The 14736-nt window shown below is 73.2% G+C and carries 16 protein-coding genes and 1 riboswitch; of the genes, 8 read left to right on the top strand and 8 right to left on the bottom strand.

Going from position 1 to position 14736, the window contains the following annotated elements; translation table 11 throughout:
- Positions 1-165 precede the first annotated feature (165 nt).
- Both O7599_RS18995 and metE read right to left on the bottom strand, forming a co-directional pair.
- A complete protein-coding gene (locus O7599_RS18995; protein WP_281616798.1) occupies positions 166-372 on the bottom strand; it encodes a hypothetical protein in 207 nt (68 codons plus the stop codon).
- 250 nt (positions 373-622) lie between these two features.
- Positions 623-2941 (bottom strand): 5-methyltetrahydropteroyltriglutamate--homocysteine S-methyltransferase, encoded by a 2319-nt coding sequence (metE, locus tag O7599_RS18990; protein ID WP_281616797.1) that lies wholly within the window; start codon positions 2939-2941, stop codon positions 623-625.
- Between the two features lie 220 nt (positions 2942-3161).
- Positions 3162-3320, bottom strand: a riboswitch (cobalamin riboswitch).
- A 134-nt stretch (positions 3321-3454) separates the two neighbouring features.
- On the opposite strand from metE, the gene O7599_RS18985 reads away from it, so the two are divergent.
- Genes O7599_RS18985 through O7599_RS18960 form a run of 6 tightly spaced genes read left to right on the top strand, consistent with a single transcriptional unit; the run spans position 3455 to position 7909 of the window.
- Positions 3455-4456 carry an ATP-binding cassette domain-containing protein gene (locus O7599_RS18985; RefSeq protein ID WP_281616796.1) on the top strand — a complete coding sequence of 334 codons (1002 nt, stop codon included), beginning with the start codon at positions 3455-3457 and terminating at the stop codon, positions 4454-4456.
- A complete protein-coding gene (locus O7599_RS18980; RefSeq protein WP_281616795.1) occupies positions 4453-5241 on the top strand; it encodes an ABC transporter permease in 789 nt (262 codons plus the stop codon). Before O7599_RS18985 ends, O7599_RS18980 begins: the two co-directional genes overlap by 4 nt.
- Before the next feature lie 9 nt (positions 5242-5250).
- Positions 5251-6024, top strand: a complete 774-nt coding sequence (locus O7599_RS18975) for a MerR family transcriptional regulator (RefSeq protein ID WP_281616794.1) — start codon at positions 5251-5253, stop codon at positions 6022-6024.
- Between the two features lie 58 nt (positions 6025-6082).
- Positions 6083-7234: a ferric reductase-like transmembrane domain-containing protein gene (locus O7599_RS18970; RefSeq protein ID WP_281616793.1), complete on the top strand. Its 1152-nt coding sequence runs from the start codon at positions 6083-6085 to the stop codon at positions 7232-7234.
- A 52-nt stretch (positions 7235-7286) separates the two neighbouring features.
- Entirely contained in the window at positions 7287-7511 is a 225-nt protein-coding gene (locus tag O7599_RS18965; protein ID WP_281616792.1) for an antitoxin, read from the top strand.
- On the top strand, positions 7508-7909 hold the full coding sequence (locus O7599_RS18960) for a type II toxin-antitoxin system VapC family toxin (RefSeq protein ID WP_281616791.1): 402 nt from the start codon (positions 7508-7510) through the stop codon (positions 7907-7909). The genes O7599_RS18965 and O7599_RS18960 overlap by 4 nt, the downstream gene beginning before the upstream one ends.
- A gap of 8 nt (positions 7910-7917) precedes the next feature.
- On the opposite strand, the gene O7599_RS18955 is transcribed toward O7599_RS18960, so the two are convergent.
- From O7599_RS18955 to O7599_RS18945, 3 genes are read right to left on the bottom strand one after another with little or no spacing between them, the layout of a single operon-like run.
- Positions 7918-8913 carry an aldo/keto reductase gene (locus tag O7599_RS18955; protein WP_281616790.1) on the bottom strand — a complete coding sequence of 332 codons (996 nt, stop codon included), beginning with the start codon at positions 8911-8913 and terminating at the stop codon, positions 7918-7920.
- Positions 8914-8926: 13 nt separating this feature from the next.
- Entirely contained in the window at positions 8927-9148 is a 222-nt protein-coding gene (locus O7599_RS18950) for a DUF397 domain-containing protein (protein ID WP_281616789.1), read from the bottom strand.
- Entirely contained in the window at positions 9145-9975 is an 831-nt protein-coding gene (locus O7599_RS18945) for a helix-turn-helix transcriptional regulator (RefSeq protein WP_281616788.1), read from the bottom strand. The genes O7599_RS18950 and O7599_RS18945 overlap by 4 nt, the downstream gene beginning before the upstream one ends.
- 334 nt (positions 9976-10309) lie before the next feature.
- Here O7599_RS18945 and O7599_RS18940 point away from each other — a divergent pair, with 334 nt between their 5' ends.
- Entirely contained in the window at positions 10310-10711 is a 402-nt protein-coding gene (locus O7599_RS18940; RefSeq protein WP_281616787.1) for an ATP-binding protein, read from the top strand.
- A 670-nt stretch (positions 10712-11381) separates the two neighbouring features.
- On the opposite strand, the gene O7599_RS18935 is transcribed toward O7599_RS18940, so the two are convergent.
- Positions 11382-11810, bottom strand: a complete 429-nt coding sequence (locus tag O7599_RS18935; protein WP_281616786.1) for a nuclear transport factor 2 family protein — start codon at positions 11808-11810, stop codon at positions 11382-11384.
- Between the two features lie 1155 nt (positions 11811-12965).
- Complete coding sequence (locus O7599_RS18930) at positions 12966-13442, bottom strand: SAM-dependent methyltransferase (RefSeq protein WP_281616785.1); 477 nt, start codon at positions 13440-13442, stop codon at positions 12966-12968.
- Positions 13443-13536: 94 nt separating this feature from the next.
- Between O7599_RS18930 and O7599_RS18925 the strand changes: the two genes are divergently transcribed.
- The gene (locus tag O7599_RS18925; protein WP_281616784.1) at positions 13537-14022 is read left to right on the top strand and encodes a nuclear transport factor 2 family protein; all 486 of its coding nucleotides are present in this window, start codon (positions 13537-13539) and stop codon (positions 14020-14022) included.
- A 6-nt stretch (positions 14023-14028) separates the two neighbouring features.
- Here O7599_RS18925 and O7599_RS18920 read toward each other — a convergent pair whose 3' ends face one another.
- Positions 14029-14736, bottom strand: coding sequence for a hypothetical protein (locus O7599_RS18920; RefSeq protein WP_281616783.1), 708 nt, complete (start codon positions 14734-14736; stop codon positions 14029-14031).

Genomic DNA, 14736 nt, shown 5'->3' with positions numbered 1-14736 from the left:
GCCCATGCGGTCTCGTACACCGCGAGGGACAGGGCGTAGACCGTGCCGTTGTTGATCAGGCTCCGGCCGGCGTCCGCCCTCCGGTCGGCGTAGAAGGCCACGGCGAAGAGCAGACCGAGGTACACCACCGCAACGGCGACGATGACCTCGGCCCGGAGCACGGCACTACTTCGATCTGGCGCCGACGACGGCGACCAGGCCGATCACGATCACCCAGACGAGGTGCAGGTACGCCCAGAGAACCGGGACACCGAGGACGCGTTCCATTGTGTCGAACTGCGCCAGCAACGGTGGCACGATCAGTACGAACCCCAACACCCCCACGGCCACCAGGCGCCCGGCCAGCCGCCCGTCGTCTCGTGGCTCCGTCACGGCTGCCTCCACAACCCCATGTCACGCCTCGCCACGCACCCGGGTGTGTCCAGGCCGCATCACGGCCGCCGGCACCGCGATGCCCGCAGAGACGCCGCCCCAAGACGCTATCGGCAGCCCGTTACGTGATCGAAGACCAACACACCCACTCCTGCCCCCACCCGCCGGCCGGCCCAGGGGACCCGGGTCCCGCCGGCGGGTGAGGAGGGGTCCGCACCCGCCGGCGAGGAGCCGGACGTGTGACGTCACGTCACCCGGGCAGCTCCGCACGCACCTCCCGCGCCGCCGCCACCAGGCTCTCCAGCGACGCCCGCGTCTCCGGCCAGCCGCGCGTCTTCAGCCCGCAGTCCGGGTTCACCCACAGCCGCTCCGGCGGGATCGCCCGCAGCCCGGTGCGCAGCAGCGCCACCGTCTCCGCCGCGCTCGGCACCCGCGGCGAGTGGATGTCGTACACGCCCGGACCCGCCTCCCGCGGATAGCCGTGCCCGGCCAGTTCGTACGCCACCTGCATGTGCGAGCGCGCCGCCTCCAGGCTGATGACGTCCGCGTCGAGGTCGTCGATGGCCGCCACGATGTCGCCGAACTCCGCGTAGCACATGTGCGTGTGGATCTGCGTGTCCGCGCGCGCGACGCCCGTCGTCAGCCGGAACGCCTCCGTCGCCCACGCCAGGTACGCCGGCCGGTCCGCGGCGCGCAGCGGCAGCGTCTCGCGCAGCGCCGGTTCGTCGACCTGGATGACCGCCGTGCCCGCCGCCTCCAGGTCGGCCACCTCGTCGCGCAGGGCGAGCGCCACCTGCCGCGCCGTCTCGGCGCGCGGCTGGTCGTCGCGGACGAACGACCACGCCAGCATCGTGACCGGGCCCGTGAGCATGCCCTTGACCGGGCGGTCCGTCAGCGACTGCGCGTACGTCGTCCAGCGCACCGTCATCGCCTCGGGACGCGAGATGTCGCCGGCCAGGATCGGCGGGCGGACGTAGCGGGTGCCGTACGACTGGACCCAGCCGTGCCGCGTGGCGAGGTAGCCGGTCAACTGCTCGGCGAAGTACTGCACCATGTCGTTGCGTTCGGGCTCGCCGTGCACGAGCACGTCGAGTCCTGCCTGCTCCTGGTACGTCACCACCTCGCGGATCTCCGCGGCGATCCGCTGCTCGTAGCCGTCCGCGCCGATGCGCCCGGCGCGCAGGTCGGCGCGGGCGGCGCGCAGTTCCGCGGTCTGCGGGAAGGAGCCGATGGTCGTCGTCGGCAGCGCCGGCAGCTTCAGCCGGGCCCGCTGGGCGGCGGCGCGCTCGGCGTACGGCGCGGGGCGGCGGGCGTCGGCCGCGGTGGCGGCGGCGGTGCGGGCCCGTACGGCGGGGTCGCGGGTGATCGGGGAGCCGGCGCGGGCGGCCAGGACGGCGCGGTTGGCGGTGAGTTCGGCGGCGATGGCGTCGGTGCCGTGGGCCAGGCCCTTCGCGAGCGTGACGACCTCGGCGCTCTTCTGCCGGGCGAACGCCAGCCAGCGCAGCAGTTGCGGATCGATGTCCCGCTCCGCGGTGGCGTCGAGCGGCACGTGCAGCAGGGAGCAGGACGCGGCGACGTCGACCCGGTCGGCGAGCCCGAGGAGGGTGCCGAGGGCGGCCAGGGCCCGTTCCAGGTCGCCGGCCCACACGTTGCGGCCGTCCACGACGCCGGCGACGAGCCGCTTGCCGGGCAGCCCGCCGACGGCGGCCAGCGCGTCGAGGTTCGCGGCGGCGGCGCCGGTGAAGTCCAGCGCCAGGCCCTCGACGGGCGCCTTGGCGAGCACCGGCAGCGCGTCGCCGAGGCGGTCGAAGTACGAGGCGACGAGCAGCTTGGGGCGGTCGGCGCGGGCGCCGAGTTCGCGGTAGGCGCGCTCGGCGGCGGCGAGTTCCGCGGGGGTACGGTCCTGCACGAGCGCCGGCTCGTCGAGCTGCACCCAGGCGGCGCCGGCCGCGCGCAGGTCGGCCAGCACCTCCGCGTACACCGGCAGCAGCCGGTCCAGCAGCGTCAGCGGCTCGAAGCCGGCGGGCGCGCCGGGCGCCGGCTTGGCGAGCAGCAGGTACGTCACGGGGCCGACCAGCACGGGCCGGGCGTCGCCCAGCCCGAGCGCCAGGGCCTCGGTCAGCTCGGCCGTCTGCTTGCCGGAGTCGGCGGTGAAGACGGTGTCCGGGCCCAGCTCGGGGACGAGGTAGTGGTAGTTGGTGTCGAACCACTTCGTCATCTCCAGCGGCGGCGCGTCCTGCGTGCCGCGGGCCATCGCGAAGTAGCCGTCGAGGGGGTCGGCCGTGACCGCGTCGCGGTGGCGGGCGGGAATCGCGCCCACCATGACGCTGGTGTCGAGCACGTGGTCGTAGTACGAGAAGTCGCCGGTCGGCACCTCCTGGACGCCGGCGTCTGCCAGCTCCCGCCAGTTGGCGCGGCGCAGTTCTGCGGCCGTGGCCCGGAGTTCGCCGGCGGTGACCCGGCCCTTCCAGTAGCCCTCGATCGCCTTCTTCAGCTCCCGGTGGTGGCCCTGCCGGGGGTAGCCGTACACGGTGGCCCGTGCCGCCGCGGCTGCGGACTTCGCTGTCACGGAGATCTCCTTCGCGAGATGAATCCCTGAGATCCCGGCGACGGGAGGAGGGGGAAGAGGCGCGAAGGGGGCGGCGCGGCGCGCACCCGCGGTGCCGCGGCGGATCCCCGCCGGGTCGCGGTGCCTGTCCGTATGCCTGCCCTGTACGTCACGTGCGCCGACCCGCCCTCGAGGTCACCGGGATGTCCGCGCACGGAACGCCCGCGCGCGGGCAGCGGGCAGGTCTTCGGACTTGCGGGCGCGTCCGTACGCGACACATCGCACGTACGGGCACCTACTGGCCGTCGCTTCCCGGACCCGCCGGGTCCAGTGCGTATGACGGCGGTCGTTCCCGCTCACCGCTGCGGGGCAGTCCCGGATTCCCACCGGGTTCCCTCTTGCGACGCCACCGCCTGGCGGACGGGGCGAACCGGCTGCACGGCCAGTGTAGAGGGCGGGGCCGACACCGTCGCCGGTGCCGGAGTCCGCGGCGGGCTTGACCCCGACGCAGGGTCAACCTTCGAGCATGGCGGCATGACCACGAGAACCCCCGCTGTGACCCCGGCTGTCAGCCTCGCCATCGAGGCCGCCGGGCTGCGCAGGGCGTACGGCGACCGCGAGGTCGTCGCCGGCGTCGACCTCGCCGTGCCCGCCGGCACCGTCTACGCCCTGCTCGGCCCCAACGGCGCCGGCAAGACGACCACCGTCCGCATCCTGACCACCCTCCTCGCCGCCGACGCCGGCACGGCGCGGATCGCCGGCCACGACGTACGCCGCGAGCCCGCCCGGGTGCGCGCGGCGATCGGCGTCACCGGCCAGTTCTCCGCCGTGGACGGGCTGCTCACCGGCCGCGAGAACCTGCGCCTCATGGCCGACCTCGGCCACCTCGAAGGCGCCCGCGCCGCCGCCGTCACCGCGCGGCTGCTCACCCGCTTCGGCCTCGCCGACGCCGCCGACCGGCGCGCCGCCACGTACTCCGGCGGCATGAGGCGGCGCCTCGACCTGGCGATGACGCTGGTGTCCTCGCCCCGGCTGATCTTCCTCGACGAGCCGACCACCGGGCTCGACCCGCGCAGCCGCCGCGAGCTGTGGGACGTCGTACGCGACCTGGTCGCCGACGGGACCACCGTCTTCCTCACCACCCAGTACCTGGAGGAGGCGGACCGGCTCGCCGACCGCATCGGCGTGCTCGACGGCGGCCGTCTCGTCGCCGAGGGCACCGCCGCCGAGCTGAAGCGCCGCGTCACCGGCGGCCACGTCGAACTGCACGCCGCCGACGCGGCGCGGGCGGCGGAGCTGGCGCGGCGGCTGCCGGGCGCGGTGGCGGACCCGGCGGCGCCGGCCGTCACCGTGCCGTACGACGGCAGCCTCGGCGCGCTGCGGCAACTGCTGGCCGGGCTCGACGACGACGGGTCGGTCACCGGGCTCGCGGTGCGTTCACCCGGCCTGGACGACGTGTTCCTGGCCCTGACCGGCCACGCCGCCGATGTCCCCGCCGATGTCCCGGCCGATCTCCCCGCGGGGGTACGGGCATGACCGCCGCGTCGTACGCCGTGCGCGACTCCGCGACCATGTTGCGCCGCAACCTGCGGCACATGGCCCGCTACCCCTCGATGACGATCATGCTCGTCGGCCAGCCGCTGCTGTTCCTGCTGCTGTTCACGTACGTCTTCGGCGGCACGATGGGCGCGAACCTCCCCGGCGACCTCCACGGCGGCTACCTCACGTACATCACCCCCGGGATCCTTACGATGACCGTCGCGAGCGTGTCCATCGGCACCGCCGTGCTCGTCGCCAACGACATGACCGACGGCATCGTCGACCGGTTCCGCACCATGCCCATCGCCCCGTCCTCCGTCCTCGCCGGCCACGTGCTCGCCGCGATGATCCAGACCGCGCTGGCGCTGCTCGCGGTGGGCGCGGCGGCGTTCGCGCTCGGGCTGCGGCCGGGCGGCGCGTCGGCGGCGGACTGGGCCGCGCTGACCGGGCTGCTGGTGCTGCTGTCGTACGCGCTGACCTGGTTCACGGTGGCACTCGGCCTGGCGAGCCCCGACCCGGAGACGGCGAGCAACCTGCCGATGGTCTTCGTGCTGCTGCCGTTCGTGGGCAGCGGGTTCGTCCCCGTCGAGTCGATGCCCGCGGGGCTGCGGTGGTTCGCGGCGCACCAGCCGTTCACCCCGGTCATGGACCTGATCCGGGGCCTGCTCGGCGGCGCGCCGGACGGCGCGGACGCCGCCTGGGCGGTCGGCTGGTGCGCGGTCATCGGCACCGCCGGCTTCCTCTGGTCGCGCCGCCTCTACCGGACCCGCGGGGCCACCTAGGATGCCCCGATGCTGACCATCGGCGAACTGGCCGCGTACGCCGGGGTGACGGTGCGCGCGGTGCGGCACTACCACGCCAAGGGCCTGCTCCCCGAGCCGGACCGGGACCACTCCGGCTACCGCCGCTACGACGCCGCCGCCGTGGTCGGGCTGATCCGCATCCGCACCCTCGCCGAGGCCGGCGTCCCGCTGGCGCGGGTCGCGGAGCTGCTGCGAGCCGACGAGGCGGAGTTCGCGGCGGCGGTCGCGGACATCGACCGGCGGCTGCGGGCCGAGATCCGCGAACGCCGGGAGCACCGCCGCCGCATCGCCCGGCTCACGGCGGGCGACAGCCTGGCGCTGCCGGCGGAGGTCGTGGCGTTCCTCGACCGGCTGCGGGAACTCGGCGTCGACGAGCGGATCGTCGCGGTCGAGCGCGAGGGCTGGATCCCGCTGGCCGCGCACGCCCCCGACCGCGTACCGGAGTGGCTGGCCCGTAAGCGCGCCCAACTCGCCGACCCCCAGATCCTCGACTTCTACCGCACCCTCGGCCGGGCCCTCGACTGGCCGCCCGACGACCCGCGCCTGACCGCCCTGGCCGACGACCTGGCCGCGTACCTCGCCCGCCTCACGGCGGAACGGGGCCGGGACTACGTCGCGGACGTCGACCTCGCGGCGCCGCTCGCGGAGCTGATGGACAAGCTGGCGTTCGAGGCGGCGCCGCCGGCGCGGCGGCTCATCGAGCTGCTGCGGGAACGGGGTTGGACCGGGTGGACGCGGCTGGAGCCCGTGGATCCGTGTTGATCTCCCGGGGGTGATGGGTACACCTCACACGGGGTCGACGGGACTCAGGAGGCTGAAGATGGCAGTGACACGTCGATCCGGGCTGCCCGGAAAGACCCGCGAGGGCGGGGAAGGGGGCGGCGGGGAGTCCGCCGGGAAGCGCGGCGGCGGGCGGTTCGACTGGGCGGGGCTGGGGGCCGACGTCCGTGCCGCCGGGCCGGACGCGGGCATCGCGCTCGTCGTCACCGGCGCGATATTCGTCTGGCTCTACGTCCGCATCGACAACGGCTCGTCGGCGACCCTCCAGGTCATGCCGATGCTCGCCGACGCCGACAAGTACTGGATGTACTGGCTCTGCCAGGCGTTCGGCTGGTCCGGCCTGCTGTGGGCGTGGATCACCATCGTCTTCAGCCTCCTGCGCACCGGCCCGCGCCCGCGGGTGCGCTGGCTGCCGCCCGCCGGGCTGGAGAAGCTGCACCGCACGACGAGCCTGACGACGATCGCGCTGATGTTCATGCACGCGGTGATGTTCTTCCTGGAGGAGGTCCGCGGCAACGAGGGCGGGGCGACCTGGCCAGGGCGGCTGTGGGACGCCTTCCTCAAGGTCTTCGTACCCGGCGGCTACACCACCGGCACCGGCCGCATCGCCATCCTCGTCGGCCTGCTGGCGTTCTACCTCGCGATCCCGCTGGGCCTGGCCTACTACCTGCGCCAGCGGACCGGTTCGCGCATGTGGCGCGCGCTGCACCGCTTCATCATCGTCGTCTACGTCCTCAGCGTCTGGCACACGCTGCTGTACGGCACGAACGTCTGGTACGACGGCACGTTCCGCACCCTGGTCTGGGCCCTGCAGATGCCCATCGCCGCCATGCTCCTCCTCCGCCTCCTGGCCCCGGCCCGCCCCAGCGAACGCCTCCGCCTCCGCGGCCCCGGCCGCTCCCGCCCCCTGCCGCTCACCGCCCGCGTCGGGGGCCGCCTCGCGGTGGTGGCGACGGTCGCCGGCCTGGCGGCGGTCGTCGCGACGGGCGTGGACGGCGGCCGCACGCCGGACGGTGCGTCGCCGGGGCTGTGGCCGGAGCAGTGGGTGATCTGGGCGGGGCTGCTGGCGCTGACCCTGGCGCTGGTGGCGGTGGTCCACCACCTGCGGCCTTCGGCGGTGGCGGGGGCGGGCAGCGGGGGCGCCGCGGAACGGCGGCGGGCGGAGGAGGCGGCGGCGGGCGGAGCGGGCTGAGGGGTGGAGTGCGGTGCAGGCATTCTGCCGTGAATGCAGGTATTATGCATGCATGCCTGCCGTGACGATTCGTGACGTCCCCGAGGACACCTTGAGAGCGATCAAGGTTCGTGCCGCCCAGGAAGGGAAGTCCCTGCAGAGTTTCCTGCACGAGTTGATACAACGTGAAGCGACGATCCCCACGATGGAGGAGATCGTCGCGCACATCCGCGGGCACGCCGCGGTCGATCTCACCGAGGTGGACACCGCCGCGCTCGCGGACGAGGAGCACCGTTGATCGTCGTCGACTCGTCCGCCGTCGTCGACCTGCTGGTGGACACCGGCACCAGGGGCAAGGCCGCGGCTCGCCACCTGGCCGGCGAGAGCCTGCTCTGGGCCCCGTACCTCATCGACACCGAGGTCGCCTCCGTGCTGCTGCGACTGGAGCGCGCCGGAATGCTCGCCGGGGAGGAGACCACGCGGGCCGTGACCGACTACCGCACCCTGCCCATCCGCCGGCACGAGCACCTGCCGCTGCTGGAACGCGTACGCCAGCTCGGCAGCGTGCGCTCCTACGACGCCTTCTACGTCGCCCTCGCCGAGGGCCTCGACGCCCCGCTGCTGACCTCCGACGCCAGACTCGCCCGCGCACCCGGCCCGCGCTGCCGCATCATCAACCTCCACGACGAGACCTGACCGGGGATTCAGCCCTGCGGCGTGGGGACGCCGGGGGGAAGCAGGCCCGTGGACCTGGCCGCGGTCCAGAACTCCGCCGGCACCGGGTGCGCGAACGCCCGTGCCGTATCGGCGACTTCCGCCGCCGTGCGGGCGCCGACCACCACGCCGGTCACCGCCGGGTGGCCGAACGGGAAGCGGACGGCCGCCGCGGCCGGGGGTACGGCGTAGCGGCGGCACAGCGCGTGCCAGGCGGCGACGCGGCGGGCGAGCGGGGCGGGGACCGTGGCGTAGCCGTGCGGGGCACCGGGACGGGGGTCGGTGAGCAGCCCGGACTGGTAGACGCCCGCCGCCAGCACCGCGACGCCGCGGTCCGCGCACAGCGGCAGCAATTCGTCGAGGCCCGTGTGGTCGAGCAGGTTGTACCGGCCCGCGAGCATCACGCAGTCGGGCCCGGGCGCCGCCGCCTCGCGGAGGTAACGGGCGGCCACCGGCGCGTGGTTGACGCCGATCGACACCGCGCCGACGGTGCCGCGGGCGCGGAGTTCGGCCAGCGCCCGGTAGGCGTCCGTGACGGCGACGGGGAAGTCCTCGTCCGGGTCGTGGACGTGCAGCACGTCGATCCGGTCCAGCCCCAGCCGCTCCAGGCTGTCCGCCACCGACCGCATCACACCGTCGTACGAGTAGTCCCGCCGCGGCCCGACCCCGGCCGGCGGGTCGGCCCAGATCGGCTGCGTGTCGGTGCCGCCCGGCACGATGAGCCGGCCGACCTTCGTGCACAGCGCGTACGCCCCCCGCGGCCGCCCCGCGAGCGCGGCACCGGCGCGGCGTTCGGAGCGCCCGTACCCGTAGACGGGCGCGGTGTCGAAGAGCCGGACCCCGGCGTCCCAGGCGGCGTCGACGGTGCGGGCGGCGTCCGCGTCGGAGACGGGCGCGAACAGCCCCCCGATGGAGGCGAGTCCGAGGCCGAGGCGGGTGACGGACACGCCGGTACGCCCCAGGGGCACGACCTCGTCCGCTCGCATGCGCGGCTCGGGGTCAGACGGTGCCGAACTCGTCGCGCTGGACGGCGGCGACGAAGGACGACCAGGCGGCGGGCTCGAAGGTGAGCGCGGGGCCGTGGGGGTCCTTGCTGTCGCGGACGGGGATGATGCCTGAGATGGCGTGGGCGGGAGCCCACTCGACGCAGTTGGCGCCGCCGTTTCCGCTGTAGCTCGACTTGACCCACTCCGCACCCGAGAAGCCAGGCATGGTGCTCATGTCGGAAGTACCTCCATCACGGACCGGATAAAGGCCGCCGATTCATCAGGCGGCAGAGCGGACACTCTTACCAGATCGTATACCCGCTGGCGTTCGACGACGCTTTCCAGATCCTCCATCAACGTGCCGGTGGTGATGCCCTCTTCGTAGGCAAACCGCGCACCGTCCTCCATGGTCATCAGGACGAGCGTGCCTCCGGCCAGCCCATGTCCTCCGACGTCGAAGGGGACAACCTGGATCATGGTCGTGTGCGTGAGCGTCAGCTCCGCGAGGCGCGCGAGTTGGGCCCGCATCACCTCCGGCCCTCCGAAGCCCCGGCGGAGCATGGCCTCGTCCAGCACCGCCGAATAGTCCATCAACGTGTCGGAGCCAAGAACCGATTGCCGACTCAGCCGAGCGGCGACGAGTTCCTCGATCCTGTCTTCCGACGCCCACGGATTGGCCGCCCGGAACTGCGCACGCGCATAGCCCTCCGTTTGGAGGCGCCCAGGCACAATCTGACTGCTGTACTCCGCGATCACGCGGGCACGCGCCTCAAGTTCCATAAGGCGCTTGAACTGGTCGGGGTGGATTTCCCGCGCCGCGATCAGGTACAGCTCCCGGAAGATCCCGTCCGTACCGAAGGCGGCATCCAGCCGCGGCGGCAGATCCGGGGGCGGCATGGCATCCGCCGTCTCGATGCGGGACAGGTGGCTGCGGCTGATGTTCACCACGTCGTTGAGTGCTTCAAGGCTCATGCCCGCGCGCATGCGGTGCGCGCGCATCTTCGCGCCGAAGAGGTGCCGGGCGCTGCGCTCGGGGGTCAGTTCGCGGGGACGTGCGGGCATGGTGCGACTCCGATCTCTCCAGCGGTGGCGGAAAACATGAAGACCTGTTGCCGCCGGGTACGGACAGCAATGCTGCATCTACGCAACGTAGTAGATCCCTGGTCGGAGCATCGGTCGAAATGACGAATTGGGAGGCATGGCGATGGCGGACAGCCAGGCGGCGAACGAACCGAGCGGCGGACTGCACCCCTGCCCTTCCGCGGAGCCGGCCGGGCTCTTACCTCAGCGGGTCAGGGGAGCGGCCCTGGGCCGCTTCGTCCGCGGGGCCGTGTGGTTCCGGCGTGACGGACACGCACCACGGCTCGGCTCAACCCGGAACGAAGGAAGCAACACGATGACCACGCAGGCGCGTCTGTTCGCCCGGAGTGCCCGATCGGTCGGCAGGGCACGCGACTTCGTCGCGGCGGTGGTGGACGCGGGGGACCGGGCGGACGACATCCGGGTGTGCGTGTCGGAGTTGGCGACCAACGCGCTGCGGCACACGCCGGTCGGTCGCCGCTTCCTGGTGCGGGTCGCGGTGCAGCCGCACCTCGTTCAGGTGGAGGTACACGACGCCGGGGGCGGGGAGCCCCACGTGTGCGCACCCGCGGACACGGACGACCGCGGCCGGGGGTTGCTCCTGGTCGCGGCCCTGGCCGACGACTGGGGCACGTCGGCCCGCAACGGCCCGGGCAAGGCAGTCTGGGCAACGTTCAAGGTCCCCGAGGCGGAGCCGCCGACCCCGACAGCCACGTAACCCGCCCCGCACTCCCCCTCACACCCACCCAAGGGTATGCGCCCGCTGTGACAACGCACCCGGGTCACCGGCACCGTGGGTAAGCGCGGTGCATGCGTGGCCCGGGTGCGGGGGTACGGTGCCGGGCGCACTGTCGTGTGTGGGGTGGGCCGGTGGACGGGGGGCGGCGAGGGGAAAAGGGTGTACGTCAGGGCACCCCCCGGGCCACCCCGCGCTTGAAGTGTGCGGGCCTGCGTCCGCCGTCAAGGGCGTCCCCTCCGCTTCGCTCCGGGAACGTCGCTACGCGATGGGCTGCGCCCACCCTTGACGGCGGACTCCGGCCCGTAAAAGACCGGCAGCTAAGGGTGGCCCGGGGGGAGCGGGCACCCTACTGCCGAAACTACGAAGGGGAACCCCGACCACGGGGGCCGGACCACCGCAAACGGGACCCCCGCCCCCGACAGACACCGAACCGGGCCACCGGAGCCCCGAGCCCGGACCGCCCCGATCACCTGGCCCCCCGGAAACGGAGCAGCGCCGGCCCCCGGGCCGAGCAAGGGGCCACCGCAGCATGCCCCGCCCGTCGAGGCCGGCCCCACCGACACCGGACGACGCCGGACACACGCGGACCGCGTACGTCCCCCCCGCCCGGTCGCGTAGGCAACGCCTGCGGGGGACCGCCGGGCGGCCTTCACCGCTGGCGTTCCCCCTCGAATGCCTGGGCGACGGCGAGACTGTCCTCGTAGACATGGTGCCGCGTGACAAGACCGCCCTCGACGGTGAGATGCAGCGCGAACCGGGCGCGATACGCGCGTCCCGTCGGCCGGGCGGTCTGGCGGATCTCCCCGAGTACGACCGCGTCGTCGCCGTCGACGAGGATGCGCTCGACATGGGTCGCCACCTCTTCGGGTACGTGATGCTCGGCAAGCTCCCGATAGTGCGCCGCCGCGTCGGCCCGCGTGGAACGGTGACGGATCCATGGCGTGGCCGGGCGACCGTGTTCGGCTTCCGGCCAGTCCAGCTTCCAATCGCCCTGCTCGGCGTACATCTCGGCGATGCGCTCGGGATCGCCCTCGCCGATCCTGCGCAGCAGTTCCTCGACCACGGTGCGCGTGTGCATGGACACGGTTGCCCTTCGCGTTGTCCGCGTGTCGTCTACGCGGAGAGGCCAGCCAGCTTGCCCGCGTAGCCGGCCCGAGGCGATTACCTCCGGGGTAAGGCCGGGGCGGGTGCGTGTCGTTGGGCAAAAGTCTGCTCGTGTGGGCGTTTTGCCTACGTTTGTGCAGGGGATTACCGCGAGTTTGTACCGGTTACGTTCATCCGGGGGGTGGGCGGGCGCTCCTGGAGGGGCAAAACTCGGCCCCCGAGGGCGATGTGGCCGGGTTTGAAGGGCCGGTTACGGCGAGTTCGGGCCGGTGGCGCGCATTCCGGGCGGCCGGGGCGGGGTGGGGCGCCTGGGGCGGCAAAAGTCGGGCTTCGGGGCCTGATTCGGCCTGGATCGGGTGGTGTTACCGCGAGTAACGGCCGGATTTCTCCGCCGGATGCACCCCATGCCGGCCTGCCACCCCGCGGTACGAGCCCTCCGCGACATCAGTGCCCGGCCCCACCCCCTACCCGCAGCGTCCGCGGTCGGGCAGCGGCCGTCTCGGGTTTCGTCCTCCGTCCGCCGGGGGGGGCGGCGATGGGGGTGGGCCCGGCTCGGGCGTTCCGGCCCCCGTGGTCGGGGTTCCCCTTCGTAGTTTCGGCAGTAGGGTGCCCGCTCCCCCCGGGCCACCCTTAGCTGCCGGTCTTTTACGGGCCGGAGTCCGCCGTCAAGGGTGGGCGCAGCCCATCGCGTAGCGACGTTCCCGGAGCGAAGCGGAGGGGACGCCCTTGACGGCGGACGGAGGCCCGCACAATTCAAGTGCGGGGTGGCCCGGGGGGTGCCCTGGCGTAGGCCCTTTTCCCTTCGCCGACCCCCCGTCCACCGGCTCATCCGACGGTGCAGGCCGATCCGTAGATGCTGTCCGGCTCGCCGAGATCGGTTCGGGCTCGCGACGGTGCAGGCCGACCCGTTCGATGCGGGCTTGTGGCCGACGGTCGCCGGTGTGTTGTCAGAGCGGGCGCATACCCTTGGGTGGGTGTGAGGGGGAGTGGGAATCGGGAAGCGGGGGCATCGGGCAGCAGGGGCAGGTGAACAGCGGGCAGCCGCGGTCAGCCGTCAGCGGGCAGCAGGGGCGGTGAACAGCGCGCCCCGGCGCCGATATCCCGAGCCCCCATCGCGCCGCGTCGCCCCCTACGGCCGGAAGTACTCCGACATCATCCGGCTCACCCACTCCGGCTGCCTGACATCCACCACCCCGAACTCCGCCATCGCCGGCTTCAGGTCGATCACCGGCGTCCCCGACACCGCGTCGAGACCCACCACCGTCAGCTCCCGCCCCTCCACCGACTCGATCGCGCACGACGTCACCCCGATCCGGTTCGGCCTGCGGGGGCCGCGGCTCGCGAAGATGCCCATGGGCGGGAGGTCCGAGCGGCCCCGGTACGGGCGGGGTTCGCGGTAGGCGCTGTCGTCGTCGGCTTCCGGGAAGCGGTCGAAGACGAAGAGGACCTCCACGTGGGAGAAGCCCTCCAGCCCCTGAAGGCACGCGTCGCCGAAGCGTTCGTCGACGGTGATCGTGCTGCGGACGGCACCCCAGTTGTCCGTGTGCTGGACGTCCGTCCGGTCGTTCCTGACCGTACCGATCGGGGTGATCTCGAAGCTCGGCATGGCCAGAGGCTATCCCCGCCGCGCACCAGTTCCCCCCAACGTCACGTCCGAATTCCGCCAGCAGGCCACCGCCCTCGCCGAGCATGCTGGCGTCATGACGACCCCACCCACCACGGACTCCCTGACCGTCCTCACCGGCATGTACGCCGCCGAGGCGGAGTACCTCGCCGCCGGCGGCCCCGGCGAGGCTTCGTTCGACACGCTCGCCCCCTTCTTCTCGCCGGACGTCGCGTTGCATCAGGCGGATGCCCTGCCGTACGGCGGCACATGGCGCGGGCACGACGGCATGACGCGCTTCTTTCTCGCGATGGGGCAGGTCTGGGAGAGGTTCGACATGGTGGAGCAGGAGTTCCTCGCCACCGGTGAGACCGCGGTCGTCCTGACCCGGATCCGTGCCCGCGCGCGTGCGACCGGCCGTGAACTCGCCTTCCCCATCCTGCAAACCATCACGGTCAGGGACGGACAGATCACCGAGGTCCATCCGTTCTACTGGGACACCCGGGCCATCGCCGACGCCTGCACCGCGCAGGTGCCGCCACCCGCGTCGGCGCGGACACACGCGCCGCTGCCGGAAAGGTGAGGCCCCTCAGCCGTCCCGGTTCACCCAGAACGACGGGCACCTCACGTCCTCCTCCTGCGCCCTGTTCAGCGCCCGCAGCCGCTCCCCGCGGACCTTCTCCAGGTCCTGCGAAGCCCCACCGCGCGCACCCCGGTAGTACATGATGTCGTCCCGGCCCAGGTCCTCCACCAGCAGCGGCTCGCCGCGGGCGAAGGGCTTCTCGTCGTTCCACTCCACCGGGTCCGGGATACGGACCGTCACGCGCCTCTCCGCCGACGGGGGCAGGTGCCAGCGCACGTCGGCCAGCGTGACCTCCACCCACGGGAACCCCTCCGGCGGGTGGGGGACCTGCTCGACGTCCGCCACCGTGCCCTCCAGCAGGCGCTTCGTACACGCGGCGTTCTCCAGGAGCGTCAGCCCCTGACCGTCCGCGCCGTCGTCCCCTTCCCCGGCCTTGTCCATCCGGTCGGTCCCCGCGCCGCTGAGCGTCGTGTACGAGAGCAACGCGAACGCCACCACCGCCGCCGCGCTCACCGCCGCCGCCAGGGCCCTGCGCACGCGGCGCACCGCCGGCGACGGCTCGGTCCGGGCCCTCTCCTCGCGCGGTACGGCGCCCGATACGGCCGGTACGGCCCCCGCCACGGCCTCCGGCACGTCCTTCCGCACCGCCTCCGCCGCGATCACCCCCAGCGCCCTCCGCAGCCGCTCCTCCTCCGCCTCCGTCAGACCCGGCAC

The sequence above is a fragment of the Streptomyces sp. WMMC500 genome, assembly GCF_027497195.1.
Classification (GTDB): domain Bacteria; phylum Actinomycetota; class Actinomycetes; order Streptomycetales; family Streptomycetaceae; genus Streptomyces.
The sequence above is the reverse complement of the archived record's forward strand: the minus strand, read 5'-3'. Positions and strand labels throughout refer to the sequence as shown.